The 18,107-nt window shown below is 69.9% G+C and carries 23 protein-coding genes; 12 read left to right on the top strand and 11 right to left on the bottom strand.

From position 1 onward, the window contains the following. Window positions 1-149 precede the first annotated feature (149 nt). On the top strand, window positions 150-329 hold the full coding sequence (locus ABTY98_RS07265) for a DUF6104 family protein (protein ID WP_152776632.1): 180 nt from the start codon (window positions 150-152) through the stop codon (window positions 327-329). Between the two features lie 212 nt (window positions 330-541). On the opposite strand, the gene ABTY98_RS07260 is transcribed toward ABTY98_RS07265, so the two are convergent. Then, window positions 542-1,336, bottom strand: a complete 795-nt coding sequence (locus tag ABTY98_RS07260; protein WP_352219877.1) for a hypothetical protein — start codon at window positions 1,334-1,336, stop codon at window positions 542-544. Window positions 1,337-1,549: 213 nt separating this feature from the next. Here ABTY98_RS07260 and ABTY98_RS07255 point away from each other — a divergent pair, with 213 nt between their 5' ends. Both ABTY98_RS07255 and ABTY98_RS07250 read left to right on the top strand, forming a co-directional pair. Continuing rightward, a complete protein-coding gene (locus ABTY98_RS07255) occupies window positions 1,550-2,500 on the top strand; it encodes a DUF4097 family beta strand repeat-containing protein (RefSeq protein ID WP_352219876.1) in 951 nt (316 codons plus the stop codon). A gap of 1 nt (window position 2,501) precedes the next feature. Then, window positions 2,502-3,605, top strand: coding sequence for a PadR family transcriptional regulator (locus ABTY98_RS07250; protein ID WP_352219875.1), 1,104 nt, complete (start codon window positions 2,502-2,504; stop codon window positions 3,603-3,605). A 107-nt stretch (window positions 3,606-3,712) separates the two neighbouring features. Here ABTY98_RS07250 and ABTY98_RS07245 read toward each other — a convergent pair whose 3' ends face one another. Together ABTY98_RS07245 and ABTY98_RS07240 are read right to left on the bottom strand one after the other, a co-directional pair. After that, a complete protein-coding gene (locus ABTY98_RS07245; RefSeq protein WP_352219874.1) occupies window positions 3,713-4,678 on the bottom strand; it encodes a zinc-binding dehydrogenase in 966 nt (321 codons plus the stop codon). A 197-nt stretch (window positions 4,679-4,875) separates the two neighbouring features. Continuing rightward, a complete protein-coding gene (locus ABTY98_RS07240; RefSeq protein WP_352219873.1) occupies window positions 4,876-6,108 on the bottom strand; it encodes an NAD(P)-dependent malic enzyme in 1,233 nt (410 codons plus the stop codon). A 652-nt stretch (window positions 6,109-6,760) separates the two neighbouring features. Here ABTY98_RS07240 and ABTY98_RS07235 point away from each other — a divergent pair. Genes ABTY98_RS07235 through ABTY98_RS07225 form a run of 3 tightly spaced genes read left to right on the top strand, consistent with a single transcriptional unit; the run spans window position 6,761 to window position 9,479 of the window. Further along, window positions 6,761-7,720: an ABC transporter substrate-binding protein gene (locus ABTY98_RS07235; protein WP_352219872.1), complete on the top strand. Its 960-nt coding sequence runs from the start codon at window positions 6,761-6,763 to the stop codon at window positions 7,718-7,720. Between the two features lie 32 nt (window positions 7,721-7,752). After that, a complete protein-coding gene (locus ABTY98_RS07230) occupies window positions 7,753-8,682 on the top strand; it encodes an amino acid ABC transporter permease (protein WP_352219871.1) in 930 nt (309 codons plus the stop codon). Then, complete coding sequence (locus tag ABTY98_RS07225) at window positions 8,679-9,479, top strand: amino acid ABC transporter ATP-binding protein (protein ID WP_352219870.1); 801 nt, start codon at window positions 8,679-8,681, stop codon at window positions 9,477-9,479. The genes ABTY98_RS07230 and ABTY98_RS07225 overlap by 4 nt, the downstream gene beginning before the upstream one ends. Window positions 9,480-9,588: 109 nt before the next feature. On the opposite strand, the gene ABTY98_RS07220 is transcribed toward ABTY98_RS07225, so the two are convergent. Further along, on the bottom strand, window positions 9,589-10,359 hold the full coding sequence (locus ABTY98_RS07220; RefSeq protein ID WP_352219869.1) for a class I SAM-dependent methyltransferase: 771 nt from the start codon (window positions 10,357-10,359) through the stop codon (window positions 9,589-9,591). Window positions 10,360-10,459: 100 nt separating this feature from the next. Here ABTY98_RS07220 and ABTY98_RS07215 point away from each other — a divergent pair, with 100 nt between their 5' ends. Next, window positions 10,460-11,107: a CGNR zinc finger domain-containing protein gene (locus tag ABTY98_RS07215; protein WP_352219868.1), complete on the top strand. Its 648-nt coding sequence runs from the start codon at window positions 10,460-10,462 to the stop codon at window positions 11,105-11,107. On the opposite strand, the gene sodX is transcribed toward ABTY98_RS07215, so the two are convergent. Then, on the bottom strand, window positions 10,993-11,445 hold the full coding sequence (sodX, locus tag ABTY98_RS07210; protein ID WP_352219897.1) for a nickel-type superoxide dismutase maturation protease: 453 nt from the start codon (window positions 11,443-11,445) through the stop codon (window positions 10,993-10,995). The two genes, ABTY98_RS07215 and sodX, sit on opposite strands and share 115 nt — an antisense overlap. A 145-nt stretch (window positions 11,446-11,590) precedes the next feature. Between sodX and sodN the strand changes: the two genes are divergently transcribed. Together sodN and ABTY98_RS07200 are read left to right on the top strand one after the other, a co-directional pair. Further along, window positions 11,591-11,986 (top strand): superoxide dismutase, Ni, encoded by a 396-nt coding sequence (gene sodN / locus ABTY98_RS07205; protein WP_352219867.1) that lies wholly within the window; start codon window positions 11,591-11,593, stop codon window positions 11,984-11,986. Window positions 11,987-12,112: 126 nt separating this feature from the next. After that, a complete protein-coding gene (locus ABTY98_RS07200) occupies window positions 12,113-12,367 on the top strand; it encodes a hypothetical protein (protein WP_352219866.1) in 255 nt (84 codons plus the stop codon). A gap of 66 nt (window positions 12,368-12,433) precedes the next feature. On the opposite strand, the gene ABTY98_RS07195 is transcribed toward ABTY98_RS07200, so the two are convergent. From ABTY98_RS07195 to ABTY98_RS07180, 4 genes are all read right to left on the bottom strand, one after another. Then, window positions 12,434-12,916 (bottom strand): GNAT family N-acetyltransferase, encoded by a 483-nt coding sequence (locus tag ABTY98_RS07195; protein ID WP_352219865.1) that lies wholly within the window; start codon window positions 12,914-12,916, stop codon window positions 12,434-12,436. Between the two features lie 120 nt (window positions 12,917-13,036). Continuing rightward, the gene (gene ppk2, locus ABTY98_RS07190; RefSeq protein WP_352219864.1) at window positions 13,037-13,951 is read right to left on the bottom strand and encodes a polyphosphate kinase 2; all 915 of its coding nucleotides are present in this window, start codon (window positions 13,949-13,951) and stop codon (window positions 13,037-13,039) included. Between the two features lie 34 nt (window positions 13,952-13,985). Beyond that, the gene (locus ABTY98_RS07185) at window positions 13,986-14,216 is read right to left on the bottom strand and encodes a hypothetical protein (protein WP_352219863.1); all 231 of its coding nucleotides are present in this window, start codon (window positions 14,214-14,216) and stop codon (window positions 13,986-13,988) included. Between the two features lie 19 nt (window positions 14,217-14,235). Beyond that, the gene (locus ABTY98_RS07180; protein WP_352219862.1) at window positions 14,236-15,390 is read right to left on the bottom strand and encodes an inorganic phosphate transporter; all 1,155 of its coding nucleotides are present in this window, start codon (window positions 15,388-15,390) and stop codon (window positions 14,236-14,238) included. Window positions 15,391-15,496: 106 nt separating this feature from the next. Between ABTY98_RS07180 and ABTY98_RS07175 the strand changes: the two genes are divergently transcribed. From ABTY98_RS07175 to ABTY98_RS07165, 3 genes are all read left to right on the top strand, one after another. Next, window positions 15,497-15,895 (top strand): helix-turn-helix transcriptional regulator, encoded by a 399-nt coding sequence (locus tag ABTY98_RS07175; RefSeq protein ID WP_352219861.1) that lies wholly within the window; start codon window positions 15,497-15,499, stop codon window positions 15,893-15,895. A gap of 369 nt (window positions 15,896-16,264) precedes the next feature. Further along, the gene (locus ABTY98_RS07170) at window positions 16,265-16,681 is read left to right on the top strand and encodes a VOC family protein (protein ID WP_352219860.1); all 417 of its coding nucleotides are present in this window, start codon (window positions 16,265-16,267) and stop codon (window positions 16,679-16,681) included. A 19-nt stretch (window positions 16,682-16,700) separates the two neighbouring features. Continuing rightward, complete coding sequence (locus ABTY98_RS07165; RefSeq protein ID WP_352219859.1) at window positions 16,701-17,441, top strand: VOC family protein; 741 nt, start codon at window positions 16,701-16,703, stop codon at window positions 17,439-17,441. Here ABTY98_RS07165 and ABTY98_RS07160 read toward each other — a convergent pair. Both ABTY98_RS07160 and ABTY98_RS07155 read right to left on the bottom strand, forming a co-directional pair. Continuing rightward, window positions 17,438-17,770, bottom strand: a complete 333-nt coding sequence (locus tag ABTY98_RS07160) for a DUF952 domain-containing protein (protein ID WP_352219858.1) — start codon at window positions 17,768-17,770, stop codon at window positions 17,438-17,440. The genes ABTY98_RS07165 and ABTY98_RS07160 overlap by 4 nt on opposite strands. A gap of 47 nt (window positions 17,771-17,817) precedes the next feature. Beyond that, window positions 17,818-18,027, bottom strand: a complete 210-nt coding sequence (locus tag ABTY98_RS07155; RefSeq protein WP_352219857.1) for a hypothetical protein — start codon at window positions 18,025-18,027, stop codon at window positions 17,818-17,820. Window positions 18,028-18,107 lie beyond the last annotated feature (80 nt).

Below are 18,107 nucleotides of genomic sequence, written 5' to 3'. Positions count from 1 at the left end.
CACCTGGCACCTCACCCCAGCCACCGCATAGCGAAAAGGGCCGCCCGGCCCACGGCCGGACAGCCCCAACAACAAGATTTTCAGCAGCCTTCTAGGCTGGTAGGCGCGCATCACCGGGCACCCACACATGTACGCAGGAGAGCAAACCCATGTACTTCACCGACCGAGGCATCGAGGAGCTGGAGAAGCGGCGCGGCGAGGAAGAGATCACCTTCGAGTGGCTCGCGGAACAGCTCCGCACCTTCGTCGACCTGAACCCCGACTTCGAGGTCCCGGTGGAGCGGCTGGCGACCTGGCTGGCCCGGCTGGACGACGAGGACGAGGAGTAGGCGCCCCCGGACGCCGGGGGGCAGCCCCATCAGGGGCGCGCGGGGAAGATACCGAGTGGGCAGAGCGCCCCGTAAGGGGCGCGGGGAACTGCGCGGCGAACCCCCACCGGCCCGCAGCCGAAGCACGGCAAGCCCCCCACCGGCCCGCAGCCCACGTACGGCAAGCCCCCACCGGCCCGCAGCCCACGTACGGACTTGAGCCCCCCGGTCGGTCAATCCCGCGGGAACACCGTCTCGTACGACAACTCCAGCACACCATGCACCATCAGCACCGCCCCCACCACAGCCCACCCCACACTGCGCCGCCGCACCCCCCACGCGGCGACCGGCGCCCCCACGGCCACCTCGGCCAAGGCCAGCCGGTGTGCCCTCGGTGTCCCGCCCTCCGCCTCGCCGTCTCCGACACCGTCGACGTATTTCACGTCGGCCCCGGTGGCAACCGCCTCGCGGAGGTGGTCCGCCGACCGCCCCGGCGCCAGGCCCTCCCGCAGCTGCACCCCCACGCGCGTGAGGACCGCGATCAGCCCGCGCAGGCGCGCGTGTGCGTCGACGCCCGGATCCGGCACGGTCAGCCGGTCCAGGGACCGCGCGTCGAGAACCGGGTCGAGACCCAGCCGCGCGGCGAACGTGCGCATCGCCTCGCTCTCCCCCGCCGGTGTGCCGTCGGCGAGCCAGACATAGCCGACCGGGCGGCGGAAGCCGGACACGAGCGTGTAGCCGGCTCGGTCGGCGTCCCACCACAGCGCCAGTACCGGCCACCCGGAACCCACGGCGAGCGCGGTGGCCCAGCCGGTCAGGACGCGGTCGACGGGCTCGCCCCCGCGCAGCCACGGCCGGCCCTCGGGCACGAGGACGCTCCACTCACCGGCCCCGGTCAGCAGCATCCGTTCGCGCAGGAGAGGGGCGAGCGGGGCGACGGAGCCGGGGTCGGCCCGGCACAGCAGCAGGGCACCGGGGGCGGGGACGTACGCGGACCGGGACACAGCGTTCGATTCGTCGGTCGGCATGGACACACGTTAGGCAATTAGTTCCCTTAGCGCCCGATATAGGGCCCGCCGGGCCGCAATGAAGTCAATCCCGCGCCCGTCCGCTCACCCCGAAGGGTGCCTTGACTTCCGGCGGCCACGATATATCGTGTTTATGGAAGACGCGATATGGCGCGAGCCGTGCATGCGCGTCCCGTGTTCAGCCGTCATGCCCGGCCGAGGGAGGTCCGCACCATGTCCGAGTGGTCCGTCGCTGAGCCCAGGAAGCTCACCTTCGACACCCCCGTGAGCGATCTGCACGTGCGCGTCGTCAACGGAACAGTCAACGTCGTGGGCACGGACGAGGGTTCCGCCCGCCTGGAAGTCTCCGCGATCGAGGGCCCACCCCTGCTCGTCACCCACGAGGGCGGCACCCTCACCGTGGCCTACGAGGACCTGCCCTGGAAGGGCTTCCTCAAGTGGCTCGACCGCAAGGGCTGGCGGCGCAGCGCTGTCGTCTCGCTCGCCGTCCCGGCGGACACCCGCGTGGAGGTGGGCGTGGTCGGCGCCGCCGCGGTCGTCTCCGGGATCAGCGGCACGGCGGTGGTCAAGGGCGTCACCGGTGACACGACCCTGGTCGGCCTCTCCGGCGAGGTCCGCGCGGACACCGTCTCCGGGAACCTGGAGGCCCAGGCCGTCACCGGTGACCTGCGGTTCAACTCCGTCTCCGGGGACCTGACCGTCGTCGAGGGCTCGGGCTCCGCCGTGCGCGCCGACTCGGTCAGCGGCTCCATGATCATCGACCTGGATCCGGACGGCCCGACGGACGTCCGGCTGACCAGTGTCTCCGGCGAGATCGCCATCCGGCTGCCGCATCCGGCCGACGCCGAGGTCGAGGCCAACACCGCGAGCGGCACGATCTCCAACGCCTTCGACGGACTGCGGGTGCACGGCCAGTGGGGCGCCCACAAGATCACCGGCCGCCTCGGCGCGGGCAACGGCAAGCTCCGCGCCACCACGGTCTCCGGTTCCATCGCCCTGCTGCGCCGCCCACCCAAGGAGGACGAGGAGAAGGAGGCCTGGGAGGCCGGGCCGACGGGCCCGGCCACCGCCTCCGGTTCCGAGTCCGAGTCCGGGTCCAGGTCCGCGTCCGGGTCCGGGTCCGCAGCCCCGGCCGACGGTACGACCGACAAGAAGGTGCTCTGAGATGCCTCCCGTCTTCGCCCACGGCCGCCTCCGCCTCTACCTCCTCAAACTGCTGGACGAGGCCCCACGCCACGGCTACGAGGTGATCCGCCTGCTCGAAGAACGCTTCCAGGGCCTGTACGCCCCGTCGGCGGGCACCGTCTACCCCCGCCTCGCCAAGCTGGAGGCCGAGGGCCTGGTCACGCACACCACCGAGGGCGGCCGCAAGGTCTACGCCATCACGGACGCCGGCCGCGCCGAACTGGCCGACCGCAGTGGCGAGTTGGCCGACCTGGAGCTGGAGATCCGCGAGTCGGTGGCCGAGCTGGCCGCCGAGATAAGGGCCGACGTCCGCGGCGCGGCCGGCGATCTGCGCCGCGAGGTGCGGGCGGCCGCCACCGAGGCCCGGCGTGGCAGCGGCACGGGGGGCGGGGACTTCGGCGACCTCGGTGACAAGGAGTCCTGGCGGGCCGCAAAGGAGGAGATGCGGCGCGTCAAGCAGGAGTGGAAGGAGCAGGCCCGCCGCGCCAAGGACGAGAGCCGCCGGGCCCGTGACGAGGCCCAGCGGGCCCGCCGGCAGGCGCAGGAGGCCCAGGCCCGGGCCCGCGCCCAGGCACAGGAGGAGATGCAGCGCATCGCCCGCCGGGTGCAGGACCACGTCCAGGACCACTTCGCACGTGGTGACTGGCCGACGGGGGTCCGTGAGGGCCTGACCGAACTCGCGAAGGAGTTCGGGGAGTTCGGAAAGGACTACGGCAAGGACTTCGGTAAGGAGTTCGGCAAGGACTTCGGCAAGGACTTCCCCTTCGGCGGTGGCGGCCGCCCCGAGCCGCAGCCCGGAACCGGCCCGGACCTGCACAAGCCGGCCCCGACACCGACCGCGGACTACTCGCAGACCCCGGAGGACTTCCCGGCACAGTACGTCCCGGAGTGGGCACACGGCGACGAGACCGGCACCGGCGACCCGGCCCGCGACCTGGACCGGCTCCTGGACCGCTTCCGCGACGACATCCGCGATGCGGCCCGCGACCACGGAGTCACCGCGGAGCAGCTCAGCGACACCCGCCGCCACCTGTCGACGGCGGCGGCCCGCATCGGAGTGCTGCTGCGCGGCCCGAAGCCCTGAGGAACGGGCGGGCGAAAGCGGGCCGGCCTCACCCGGCCCGCCCGCTGCCCGTCCGCCTCCCGCTCAGGAGTTGCTTCTCTCCCCGCTCGGGAGTTGGTCCTCTCCGCTCAGGAGTTGGTCAGAACGATCTTCCCGAACTGGTCCCCGGACTCCAGCCGTTCGAAGCCCTCGCGGGCGCGGTCGAGCGGAAGCAGCTCGTCGATGACCGGGCGTACTCCGGTGGCGGCACAGAAGGCGAGCAGGTCCTCCAGCTCGTCCTTGGTCCCCATCGTCGAACCCACGACCTTCAGCTCGAGGAAGAAGATCCGGGTCAGCTCGGCGTGCGAGGGCCGGTCGCCGCTGGTGGCGCCGGAGATGACGACGGTGCCGCCGGGACGCAGGGACTTCACCGAATGGGACCAGGTGGCGGCGCCGACGGTCTCGATCACGGCGTCCACACGCTGCGGCAGCCGGGCTCCCGGTTCCACCGCCTCGACGGCGCCCAGTTCCAGGGCCCGCTTCCGCTTCGCCTCGTCCCGGCTGGTGGCGAAGACCCGCAGCCCCGCGGCCTTGCCGAGCACGATCGCGGCCGTGGCGACCCCGCCGCCCGCGCCCTGCACCAGGACCGAGTCACCGGGACGTACACCCGCGTTGGTGAACAGCATCCGGTACGCCGTCAGCCAGGCGGTGGGCAGACAGGCGGCCTCCGCGAAGGACAGTTCCCGGGGCTTGGGCAGGAGGTTCCAGGTGGGTACGGCGACCTGCTCGGCGAAGGTGCCCTGGTAGCGCTCGGTGAGGATGGAGCGGGGCTCGTCGGGCCCGACACCGTGTCCGGTCTGGCCGATCACGGAGTGCAGGACGACCTCGTTGCCGTCCGCGTCGACACCTGCGGCGTCACAGCCGAGGATCATCGGCAGCCGGTCCTCCGGGAGACCGACGCCGCGCAGGGACCAGAGGTCGTGATGGTTGAGGGAGGCGGCCCGGACATCGACGGTACTCCAGCCGGGGCGGGCCTCGGGGGCGGGACGCTCCCCCAACTCAAGGCCGGAGAGCGGCTGGTCGCGGTCGATTCGGGCGGCGTAGACGGCGAACATAGGGCCGACGATAGGTTCCCGGGGCCGAGGGCGAAACCGGGGGCCGCTGTGACACATCCCCTCTTGCGCACAGCGCACCGTCAGGGGCGCGGGCTGTGACACTCGCGGCTCAGGGCGACGGTCACCCCGTGACCACCCGAACGGATGGGCGAATGGGTAAAGAAATGGCCCCGCCCGAGCGGGCGGGGCCACACGAGTTACCGCCGGGCAACGCCTTCGGCCCGCGCAGCCGCGGCCACCGCCGCGGTCACGGCTGGAGCGACCCGCTCGTCGAACGGCGACGGAATGACATAGTCGGCGGCAAGATCGTCGCCGACGACCGACGCCAGCGCCTCCGCCGCCGCGATCTTCATCCCCTCGGTGATCCGGGAGGCCCGCACCTGGAGCGCGCCCGCGAAGATCCCGGGGAACGCCAGCACGTTGTTGATCTGGTTCGGGAAGTCCGACCGCCCGGTCGCCACGACCGCCGCGTACTTGTGGGCGACGTCGGGGTGCACCTCCGGGTTCGGGTTGGCCATGGCGAACACGAACGCGCCCTCGGCCATCGAGGCGACGGCCTCCTCCGGGACCGTACCGCCGGAGACGCCGATGAAGACGTCGGCGCCGGCCAGCGCGTCCTCCAAGGTGCCCTTGAGCCCGGCCTTGTTGGTGAAGCCGGCGACCTCGCGCTTGACGTCGGTGAGGTCGTCACGGTCCACCGAGATGATGCCCTTGCGGTCCGCCAGGGCGACATCCCCGATGCCGGCCTCGACCAGCATCTTGGCGATCGCGACCCCGGCCGCGCCGGCGCCCGAGATCACCGCCCGCAGCTGACCGATCTCCCGGCGGCTGAGCCGCGCCGCGTTCCGCAGCGCCGCCAGCGTCACGACGGCCGTACCGTGCTGGTCGTCGTGGAAGACCGGGATGTCGACGCGCTCCTGGAGCTTGCGCTCGATCTCGAAGCACCGCGGTGCCGAGATGTCCTCCAGGTTGACCCCGCCGAAGGACGGGGCGAGCCGGACGACGGTCTCCACGATCTCGTCGACGTCGGTGCAGTCGAGGGCGATCGGGACCGCGTCCACGCCGCCGAACTGCTTGAAGAGGATCGCCTTGCCCTCCATCACGGGGAGGGAGGCCTCGGGGCCGATGTCCCCGAGGCCGAGCACGGCCGTGCCGTCGGTGACGACGGCCACGACGGACGACTTCCATGTGTAGTCGTTGACCAGCTCGGGCTGTTCCGCGATCGCGGTGCACACGCGCGCGACTCCGGGCGTGTACGCGAGGGAAAGGTCGTCCTTGTCACGGATCGGCACGGTGGCCTGCACGGCCATCTTGCCGCCGCGGTGCAGCGCGAAAGCCGGATCGATGGAATCGAGGGGCTCGGCCCCGCCGTCCTGGTCCGAATTGCCCGGCCTGCTGTCGCTGCGAGGATTGACGATCTCCGCTGCCACTTGTCTTACCCCTTAGGTATGCATGGTTGAGGGTCAGCCACTCCCGGTGAGGAAGTGGACGGGCACCGCGCAGGGCCCGATCACTGATACGTACGAGTGGCACGTACGAGCACCTGCGCGACGGGCGCGCCGCACACGCGCCCTGAGCCCCGGATGAGGGGTGTAAAGACCCTTCTTACCGGACGGAGCGCTCCCGCGACGAGTCGAATAGGCGCAAGGTCACATCACGGATGTCGTAGGTAACCGACAGATGAGCGGGCGGGTGGCCGGCAGGCGACCGCGACGTGTCGCACGAGGCCGACACGACGAAGGGCTCGAAAGGGCGGGCACGAAGAGCCGCACACCGGCCGTGCCGACATCGCGAGATGAACCGGGGATGAACCGAAGATCCTCCGGCCGGAAGGTGGAATTCCCGCAGATGTGCGGGGCCGACGGGCTGCGGAGGGCCCGACCTGACGTGTCACGGGGGTCACCCGTTATCCGATTTTGACATGGTGACACGACTGAACGGAGCAATCCCAATGGCAGGATGCCGTAAACCCACGAGGTCGCGACACCCGATGGTGTGTGTTTCCGTCGACCCATCGGCATATCGACATATCGGGCACATCGGTATATCGGCTTGTTCAACCCACCGCCGGAGGAACCCACCATGACCGCAAGCTCAACCCGTCGTACCACTGTCGCGCGCTCCAGGACCGCAGCGTTCGGTGCGATCGCGGTCGCAGGCGCCCTGATACTCACCGGCTGCGGTGACCATACGGACAAGGGCAGCGACACCGGCTCCTCCTCGTCGTCCTCGGCCCCGCTGGCGAGCAAGCTGCCGGACGACATCCGCAAGGCCGGTGTGATCAAGGTGGGCTCCGACATCGCCTACCCGCCGGTCGAGTACATGCAGAGCGGCAAGGCCGTCGGTGTCGACCCGGACATCGCGGAGGCGCTGGGCAAGCAGCTGGGTGTGAAGTTCGACTTCCAGAACGGCAAGTTCGACCAGCTCATCGTGGGCCTGCAGTCCAAGCGGTTCGACATGGTCATGTCGGCGATGAACGACACCAAGGACCGCCAGAACGGCATCGACTCCGACACCGGCAAGAAGGCCGGCAACGGCGCCGACTTCGTCGACTACTTCACCGCCGGCACCTCGATCCTCGTCCAGAAGGGCAACCCCAAGGGCATCAAGACCCTGGACGACCTGTGCGGCCAGGTCGTCGCCCTGCAGCAGGGCACCACATCCGAGGGCATCGCCAAGACGCAGAGCACGAAGTGTACGAAGGACGGCAAGAAGGCCATCACCCTGCAGACCTTCGACACGGACCCCGAGGCGCTGCTCCGTCTCAAGCAGGGCGCGTCCGTCGCCGACCTGAACGACTTCCCGGTCGCGGCCTACAACGCCAAGACCTCCGGTGGCGGAAAGGACTTCGAGGTCGTCGGCGACCAGATCGAGGCCGGCCCCTACGGCATCGCCGTCACCAAGGAGAACACCCAGCTGCGTGACGCCCTCCAGGCCGCCGTGAACGCGATCATCAAGAACGGCGACTACCAGAAGATCCTGGCGAAGTGGAACGTGACGCAGGGCGCGGTCACCGAGGCGAAGATCAACGGCGGCTCCTGAACGGCCTCGGGCACGACTGAAGGGCTGTCACTGTGACTGACACGGTCGACAAGACTCCGGCGCCGTCGGTGCCGCCGGAGCAGATCAAGGCCATCCCGGTGCGTCATTACGGCCGCTGGGTGGCGGGCGCCGCCGTCATCGCCGTCCTGGTGCTGATCGGTATCGCCTTCTCCAACGCGAACATCAACTACAGCATCATCCCGGACTACCTCACGGACGGGACCATCCTGTCCGGCGTCTGGCACACGCTGTACATCTCGGTGCTCGCGATGGTCCTGGGCCTGGTACTCGGCATCATCCTCGCGGTGATGCGGATGTCCTCGAACCCGGTCACCAGCACCGTGGGGTGGCTGTACGTCTGGTTCTTCCGCGGTACCCCGGTGCTGGTGCAGCTGCTGCTCTGGTACAACCTGTCCCTCGTGTTCCCCATCCTCAACCTGGGGTTCTACAAGGACGAGATGAACCAGGTCATGACGCCGTTCCTGGCGGCGCTGCTGGGTCTCGGCCTGAACGAGGCCGCGTACATGTCGGAGATCGTCCGGGCCGGCATCCAGTCGGTCGACGAGGGCCAGACCGAGGCCTCGCACGCGCTGGGCATGACCAGCGGGCAGACACTGCGCCGGGTGATCCTGCCGCAGGCGATGCGCGTGATCGTGCCGCCGACCGGCAACGAGTTCATCAACATGCTCAAGACCTCGTCGCTGGCGTACGCGGTGCAGTTCAACGAACTGATCAAGCGCGCCCAGGACATCTCCAGCACCTCGCTGGCGGTGGTCGAGATGTACTTCGTCGCGTCGATCTGGTACCTGATCCTCACCAGCGTCTTCAGCGTCGGCCAGTACTACCTCGAGCGCCGTTACGCCCGCGGTTCGACGCGCAGCCTGCCACCGACGCCGTTCCAGCGTCTGAAGAAGAACCTCCGACTGTTCGGTTCGTTCCGCCGCCCGGAGGTGGCCCGATGACCGGTCTCGCCAAGGACATCACCCCGCCGAGCAGCAGCGCGCCGATGGTCAGGGCCGAAGGCGTGCACAAGTCGTTCGGGCCGGCGCACATCCTCAAGGGCATCGACCTGGAGGTGCTGCCGCGCGAGGTGTTCTGCCTGATCGGCCCGTCCGGCTCCGGCAAGAGCACGTTCCTGCGGTGCATCAACCACCTGGAGAAGATCAGCGCCGGCCGCCTGTACGTCGACGGCCACCTGGTCGGCTACCGCCAGCACGGCGACAAGCTCTACGAGCTGAAGGAGAAGGAGGTCGCGGCGCAGCGGCGGGACATCGGCATGGTGTTCCAGCGCTTCAACCTCTTCCCGCACATGACGGCCCTGGAGAACGTCATGGAGGCGCCGGTCCAGGTCAAGCGCGAGTCCAGGGCGGTGGCACGGGAACGCGCGGAGCGGCTCCTGGACCGGGTGGGCCTCGGTGACCGCAAGGGCCACTACCCGGCGCAGCTCTCCGGCGGCCAGCAGCAGCGCGTCGCGATCGCCCGCGCGCTCGCCATGCAGCCCAAGCTGATGCTCTTCGACGAGCCGACCTCCGCGCTCGACCCGGAGCTGGTCGGCGAGGTCCTGGACGTGATGCGGGACCTGGCCGAGGACGGCATGACGATGATCGTCGTCACCCACGAGATGGGCTTCGCCCGCGAGGTCGGCGACAGCCTGGTCTTCATGGACGACGGCGTGGTGGTCGAGTCCGGCCACCCGCGCGACGTACTGACCGACCCGCAGCACGACCGGACGAAGTCGTTCCTGTCGAAGGTGCTGTAGCGAGTACGACGGTTCCGCGGCGCGACGCGAAGGCGCGGTACGACGCGAAAGGGGCGGTACGAGGATGCTCGTACCGCCCCTTCGGCATGCTCCTACCGCCCCCTCGGCGCTACTTGACCGCGAGCAGCAGCGTGTCCGACGGCGAGCACCACACCGCCCGGGCCTCCCCGAACCCCTTCTCCCGCAACACGCGCGCGTGCCAGGCCGGCGAGGGCATGTCGCCTTCGGCGTGCTCGCCGTAGATCTCGAACCGGCGGGCCGTCGGCCCGGCCAGCGCCGGATCCTGCGCGGCCAGCTGCCACCACTCGGCCCAGTCGAGCGCCCCCGACTCCTTGGCCTGATCCATACGACGATGCCGCTGTGCCCGTTCCGCCGCGTTGATCCGGGGCGTGCTGTCGTCGATCATGTGGTCCGCGTTCATGAAGACACCGCCGTCGCGAACGAGTTCCGCGACCTGACCGTAGAGGGCCGCGAGGGGTTCGCTGTGCAGCCAGTGCAGGGCCGTGGCGGTGAGAACGGCGTCGTACGAGTCGTACGGCAGCCTCGTGAGCCACTCGGGGTCCTTGAGGTCGGCGGTGACGAACGTGACCCGGTCGTCGCCCGCGAAGGTGCCCTCGGCGATGGCGAGGAGGGCCGGGTCGAGGTCGACTCCGACGCTCACCGCCTCCGGGAAGCGGGCGAGCAGCCGGGCGGTGATGCTTCCGGTGCCGCACGCCAGATCCAGGACCCGAGGGGCCGTACCGACGAGCGCCTCGACCATGTCGAGCATGATCCGGAAGCGTTCCTCGCGGTCCGGCATGTACCACTCCTGCTGACGGTCCCAGCTCTTCTGCCAGGCGCCCCAGTCGGCCCCGGTCGTGGTCGTCTGCGCGTCTGTCATGGCAACCCTCCACCGCACAAGTCCCGTAATACCCTGGAAGTACGACCGGCTGTTACCCGACCGCACCACTGACCGTAGAGCACCCCCGTAAGGACTACAAGTGGAACTGGCCTATTACTCGGATTACGCCGTCCGACTCGTCAACAGCGAGGAACCGGCCCGGGGCAAGGACTCCCTGACCTCGGTCGAGGCCGTCCGCGGCCTCTTCGGGGTCAACGCGTCGGCGGCCCGCCGCACCACCGACGCCGATGTCACCCGCTTCCGCTCGGTGCGGGCCCGGCTGCGCGCGGTCTTCGAGGCGGCCGACCAGGGCGACGAGACGCTGGCCGTGGACCTGCTGAACTCACTGCTGCTCGAATTCCCGGTGTCGCCGCAGATCTCCGGCCACGACCACCGGGACGAGGACGGCCGCCCGCTGTGGCACATGCACCTGGCGGACCACCCCTCCAACGCCACCGCGGGCTATGCGGCGATCGCGGCGATGGGCCTGGCCTTCCATCTCACCGAGTACGGCGTCGACCGGCTCGGCCTGTGCGAGGCGGCGCCGTGCCGCAACGCCTACCTCGACACCTCCACCAACCGCTCCCGGCGCTACTGCTCGGACCGCTGCGCGACCAGGGCCAACGTGGCCGCCTACCGGGCCCGCAAACGCCTGGAGGCGGACCGGCCCGACCGGCCGGAGCGGTCGGCGAGCACCGGGCGGGCAGCCGCGAGCGCCCAGCCTGCCAGCGCCAGCGGCGAACGCTGACCGGCCTTGCGCGGCCGCCAGCGGAACAGGGCGCGGCCGAGGATCAGCTCCTCCGGCACGGTCCCGTAGTCCGTGCTGTCCCCGCCCGCGTACGCGTTGTCCCCGAGCACCCACCAGCCGCCCTCGCGCAGCTCCACGGCCCGTTTGACGACCAGCAGGTCCTGCTGGAAAGGGTGACGCAGGACGACGACGTCACCGGCCCTCACCCGGGCCCCGTACCAGACCAGGAGCTGATCCCCCTGGTAGAGCGTGGGCACCATCGACGGGCCGGTCACCTCGGCCAGTCCGAAGGGCGCGGCGCCCCTCCCCCGCTCGGTCTCCTGCGACAGCTCCGGCATCGCCGGCACCTCCCCGGTCCGTTCCTCCACCAGTCTCAGTCTGACCCTGGACTTTTGTCCTAAGCCCATGGGGGCACTCGCGAAATCAGGCTGCCCAGGGAGTAATGTCCCACCTGAGAAGACGATCACGAGGAAGGAATGCTCCATGCTTTCCCGCCTGTTTGCCCCCAAGGTCAAGGTCAGCGCGCACTGCGACCTGCCCTGCGGTGTGTACGACCCGGCCCAGGCCCGCATCGAGGCGGAGTCGGTGAAGGCCATCCAGGAAAAGATGGCCGCCAACGACGACCCGCACTTCCAGGCTCGCGCCACCGTCATCAAGGAGCAGCGCGCCGAGCTCGCCAAGCACCACGTGTCGGTCCTCTGGAGCGACTACTTCAAGCCCCCGCACTTCGAGAAGTACCCGCAGCTGCACCAGCTGGTCAACGACACCCTGAAGGCCCTGTCCGCCGCCAAGGCGTCCACGGACCCGAAGACCGGCGAGAAGGCCCTGGAGCTCATCGCCGAGATCGACAAGATCTTCTGGGAGACCAAGAAGGCCTGACCTTCCGGTCCACCTGGCCGCACCCGGTCCGCTGGCCGCCGAGAACGGCGTCCATGGCGGACCGGGTGCGGTCTTTTCTGCCCGGCCGCAGGCTCCAGGAGACTCCACGAGACGAGGACAGCCGTCGTGCCCGACCCCACGCAAGACCCTGCGGAGCAGCCCGGGCTCTGGCAGGTGCAGATCGCACTGATCGCCACGGCGGCCCAGCACGAGGAGCTGATGGACCGGATCTCGGAGATCCTGCGCCCCGACCCGGGCCATGAAGGGCCCTGCCCCATCCGCTGGGGCATGCACAGCGTCAACGGCGAATCGCTGCCTCCTCGGCAGCGTGAGGCGCTGCTGACGGAGATCGAGGAAACCAACTGGCCCGAAGACCACTGAGCGCCTTGCGCGTACGGTGCCGCGCGGCCCGATGTCGCTCCTCGACGGGGAGTTCGACGACGATACCTACGAGGCAGCAGCAGCCAGGTTCTTGAGCGGGGTGCCGGTCAGGCGGCATACCCGCCACTCGTCCAGGAACTCCACGCCGAGCGACTTGTAGAAGTCGATCGCCGGTTCGTTCCAGGTGAGGACCCACCACTCGAAGCGCTCGTAGCCGCTGCGCAGGCAGAGCGTGGCGAGGGAGGCGAGCAGGGCCCTGCCATGTCCCCCGCCGCGGGCCTGCGACCGTACGTAGAGGTCCTCCAGGTGCATGCCCCGGGTGCCGGTCCAGGTCGAGAAGCGTGGGAACCACAGGGCGTAGCCCACGACCTCGCCCGTGGTGTCGTCCTCGGCGATCAGGGCGTAGGCGGCGGGATGGGGGCCGAACAGCGCCTCGCGCAGCTGCTCCTCGGTGGCCCGGGCCTGTTCCAGGGCCTGTTCGTACTCGGCGAGTTCGCGGATCATCGTGTGGATCTCGGCGACGTCGTTCTCGGTGGCGGCACGAATCATGCGGAAGAGCCTGGGGCACCGTGCCGAGCCGTGTCCATCCGATTCCAGAAGCAAGCCGAAGCAAATCGAAGCAAAGAGGCCGACCGGAGATCCGGTCGGCCTCTGCCATGCCCGTCGGATTCAGTGACGGCCGTCGTGGTCGTCCTCGCCGACCTCCAGGAGGCCCGCCGCCGCACCCACTATCCGCGGGTCCGGGCTGCCGACGACCTCCTCGTCCTTGTTGGCGTAGTCGAAGCGGGCCAGGACGCTGCGCATGGCCTCGACGCGGGCGCGCTTCTTGTCGTTGCTCTTGACCACCGTCCAGGGGGCGTACTCGGTGTCCGTCTCCCGGAACATCGCGACCTTCGCGGCCGTGTAGTCGTCCCAGCGGTCCAGCGAGGCCAGGTCCATCGGGCTGAGCTTCCACTGCCGCACCGGGTCGACCTGGCGGATGGTGAAGCGGGTCCGCTGCTCGCCCTGCGAGACCGAGAACCAGAACTTCACCAGGTCCACCCCGTCGTCCACCAGCATCCGCTCGAACAGCGGCGCCTGGCGCATGAAGCGCCGGTACTCGTCGTCCGAGCAGAAGCCCATGACCCGCTCGACGCCGGCCCGGTTGTACCAGGACCGGTCGAAGAGGACTATCTCACCGGCCGTCGGGAGGTGTTCGACGTAGCGCTGGAAGTACCACTGGCCGCTCTCGCGTTCCGTGGGCTTCTCCAGTGCCACCACGCGCGCACCACGGGGGTTCAGGTGCTCCGTGAAGCGCTTGATGGTGCCGCCCTTGCCGGCCGCGTCCCGTCCCTCGAAGACGATGACTATCCGGCGTCCCGTCTCCTTGATCCAGGTCTGCAGCTTCAGCAGTTCGATCTGCTGGAGCCGCTTGTGCCACTCGTACTCCTTGCGCTCCATGCGCTGCGGGTACGGGTAGTTCTCCCGCCAGGTCTCGATCGGGGACCCGTCCGGGCGGATGAGTACGGGGTCGTCCGGGTCGCTGTAGTCGACCTTCAGGTCGGCCAGGTCGGCCAGGTCGGACAGCAGGTCCGGCGTCGTCATCCAGTCCTCCTCAGCGGCTCAGTGGGGTAGCGGGTCAGTGGAACTGCGGCACGATCAGGTAGATGCTGTACGCCACCACCGCAACACAGGCGAGGAAGCAGAGCCCTGCCTGGGCGGCGCCCACGGTGCTGGTGCCGCCCTGCTCCCTGGCACCCTCGTAACGGGCGAGCCCGAGGACACCGAGGGCGAAGACGACCACCACTGCGACTGTAACGCCGATGCTCACCGCGGTGACCTGCCCGAGTGCGGTCCAGTCGATACTCATTGTGCGGTACTCCCGTGTCTCAGGCGGCGGTGCCGACGTTGCTCGGTGCCGGGGTGCGGATGGCGACCTCGTGGTGGTCGTTGACGTTGTCGGCGCGGACCGGGTTGCGGCGCGACAGGATGACGATGCCGGTCGCGAGCGCCGCGCCGACCAGCGCGACCACGACCGTGCCGAAGTTGCCGCCGTGCTTGACCGTGGCCGCGGAGACGCCGCCGACCAGCGCGGCGCAGGGCAGCGTGATCAGCCAGGCGGCCACCATGCGGCCCGCCACGCCCCAGCGGACCTCCGCGAGACGCCGGCCGAGGCCCGCGCCGAGGATCGAGCCGGAGGCGACCTGTGTGGTGGAGAGGGCGAAGCCGAGGTGGGCGGAGGTCAGGATGACCGCCGTGGAGGCCGTCTCCGCCGCGAAGCCCTGCGGGGACTGGATCTCGGTCAGCCCCTTGCCCATCGTGCGGATGATCCGCCAGCCGCCGATGTAGGTGCCGAGGGCGATGGCGAGACCGGCGCTGAAGATCACCCAGACCGGCGGGCCCGCGTCGTGGCTGAGCGCGCCCGTGGAGATCAGGGCCAGCGTGATGATGCCCATGGTCTTCTGTGCGTCGTTCGTTCCGTGCGCGAGCGAGACCAGCGAGGCGGAGCCGATCTGCCCGAGCCGGAAGCCCCGGGTGACGGAGTCCGCGCGGCCGCGGGCGGTGAGCCGGTAGGCGAGGTACGTGGCGATCAGAGCGGCGACGCCCGCCACGACCGGCGAGGCCACGGCGGGGATCAGGATCTTCTCGACAACCTTGTCAAAGTGCACGGCGCCCGAGCCCGCACCGACCCACACCGCGCCGATCAGCCCGCCGAACAGGGCGTGCGAGGAACTGGAGGGCAGTCCGACCAGCCAGGTCAGCAGATTCCACAGGATCGCACCCACGAGCCCCGCGAAGATCATCGCTGGAGTCACCTTGGCGTCGTCCACAATGCCGCCGGAGATCGTCTTGGCGACCTCCGTGGAGAGGAAGGCTCCGACCAGGTTCAGTACCCCGCTGATCAGGACAGCCGTCTTCGGTTTGAGCGCACCCGTGGCGATGGACGTGGCCATCGCGTTCGCCGTGTCATGGAACCCATTGGTGAAGTCGAAAGCAAGTGCCGTGACGATGACGACCGCCACGAGGAACGTGAAGTGGTCCATTCTTTTATGCGAACAAGTGCGAGCCAATTGCATGAGAACCGGAGGTAAACGAAGGTTCAAGAACACAACCGGTCCGTGTGCGCGGTGTGCATGCCATGCTGGGGCCATGACCGTGGAGGACCTGAGGCGGCTGCGCCGGGCGCGCGACCGCATGGACCGCGAGTACGCCGAACCGCTCGACATGACCGAGCTCGCGCGGACGGCCCTCATGTCGCCGGGACACTTCCAGCGCAGCTTCCGCAAGGCCTTCGGTGAGACGCCGTACAGCTACCTCATGACCCGCCGGGTCGAACGGGCCAAGGCGCTGCTGCGGCGCGGCGACCTCACGGTGACGGAGGTGTGCATGGCCGTCGGCTGTACGTCGCTGGGGTCCTTCAGCTCGCGGTTCACCGAGCTGGTCGGGGAGACGCCGAGCGCGTACCGGGCGCGGGACCACGAGGAGAGCACGGCGATCCCGTCCTGTGTGGCCCGTACCTTCACCCGGCCCCGTCGCCGCCCGTACTGACCAGGCCATTGTGCGCTGCCCCGGCCCTGCACTGGCCGTCAAGGTCAACACCGTTGTCCGACGAGGCCATTGAACGCATCGGGGGATACGTGGCAACTGCAATCATCTCCGTCCTGAGCCCCCACCCGGTCTCGGACGCGGAGTCCCTGGCCGACTGGCTCCGAGGCGAGCCGGCCCTCGCCGGCCAGCCGGCCCTCGGCCGGGGACGCCCCGGCCGAGGGCCGGCTGGGCGGCATCTGTGCTCCTCTGTGTTCCGCCCCTCATCGCTCGGGCCACCTCGCCCCCCGGCCACGACCCCTACGTCCGGGCCATGAGCTGAGGTCGTGAGCCGACCCGGCACGGCCGGCCGTTTCCTCCTAGCCTGACCCCATGGACGTAAAACTCGCGCAGTGTTTCATCGCCGTCGACGACCATGACAAGGCCCTGGCCTTCTACCGGGACGTCCTCGGTCTGGAGGTCCACAACGACGTGGCGTTCGAGGGGATGCGGTGGGTGACGGTCGGGTCGCCCCATCAGCCGGGCGTGGAGATCGTGCTGGAGCCGCCCGGCGCCAACCCGGACGCCTCCCCCGCCGACCGGCAGGCCATGGCCGAACTGCTCGCCAAGGGCATGCTGCGCGGGGTGATCTTCTCCACCACCGACTGTGACGCGCTGTACGAACGGGTGCGGGAACACGGCGGTGACGTGATCCAGGAGCCGACGGACCAGCACTGGGGCGTACGGGACTGCGCGTTCCGGGACCCGGCGGGCAACCTGCTCCGTTTCACGGAACGCCGGGGCAACTAGGACCCCTACGATCCCGTCCATGACCATCAGCTGGACGTACGCCTTCGCCGACCGCCCGGCCGCGCACCTCGCCGCCGCCCAGGCGTTCTGGACGGCCGTGACCGGCACCTTCCTCTCCGCACCCCGCGGGGAGAACGACGAGTTCGTGACGCTGCTGCCGGCCACCGGCGTCGACGCCTGCGTCAAGCTCCAGGGCGTCGACTCGGGCCCCGGCGGAGCCCACCTGGACCTCTGCGTCGAGGACGTGCCGGGGCTGGTGAGGCACGCCCGGGAACTCGGCGCCGAGCCGGTCGCGGAGCACGAGGGATGGGCCGTAATGGGTTCGCCCGCCGGGCAGTTGTGGTGCGCGGTGCCCTGGCAGGGGGAGTCGGTACGGCCGCCGGTCGTCGCGGGCAGCCGGCTCGACCAGGTCAGCCTCGACATCCCGCCGTCCGCGTACGAGACGGAGACCGCGTTCTGGGCGGAGCTGACCGGCTGGGAACTGCTGACCGGTTCGCTGCCGGAGTTCCGGGTGCTGAGGCCGCAGGCGGGGCTGCCCGTGCGGATCCTGCTCCAGCGGCTGGACGACGAGCGACCCACCGCCGCCCACCTCGATCTGGCCTGCGCGGACATCGCGGCGACCCGGGCCCGGCACGAGGAACTCGGCGCCGTACACGTGGCCGACGGCCGGCACTGGACGGTGATGCGGGACCCGGCGGGCGGCGTCTACTGCCTGACCGGCCGGGACCCGGAGACCGGCGGACTCCCGAGCCGGGGTTAGCCCCAGGGCTCCACGTCCACCACGGCCGTGACCGGCACCGGCCCGTACACGTGCGGGAACTCCTCGCCGCCCGGCTCCGCCGCCTCCCACTTCACTGGTACGCCGACCCGGGCCGGGTCGATGACCAGCACCACCAGTTCGTCCGGGCCGTCGTAGGAGCCGTACAAGAAGGCGGCGATGCGCGGGAGTTGGTCGCGGGTGGAGCAGTGGATGAAGCCCTCCTCCTGGAGGGTGCGCCCGCGGGTGGACAGCTCGTAGGTGCCCCGCGCACGGGCCTCCTCCCACAGGGCGCGCTCGGTGATGTGCAGGATGTTCGGGAGTCCGGTCATGTGATCACGTTACGGCGTCGGCCGGGCGGCGCGGACCGCGTCACCGGTCAGGATCTCCTCCCGGCGGATTCGGGCGGCTGCTGCGGTGGCGGTGGCTGCTCCCGCGGGCTCGGCGGTCCGGCGTACTCGGCGCAGTGGGGGTTGCGGCAGGGCCCCGGCCCCCAGACCGGAACCCAGGCACCCAGCGTCTTGTGGCGCCGCACCACACTCTCGACGGCCTGTCCGCAGACCGGACAGACCTGGTCCTGGCTGTCCATGCTCCCAGCGTAGGCCGGGGCCGGGTTCAGCGCTTCCTGCCAACGCGCGCTTCCCGGGGCGTAAGTCGGCGGGCCCCGCA

The organism is Streptomyces sp. NPDC096040 (assembly GCF_040303265.1).
Lineage (GTDB): Bacteria > Actinomycetota > Actinomycetes > Streptomycetales > Streptomycetaceae > Streptomyces.
This window is presented reverse-complemented; position numbering and strand designations above follow the sequence as displayed.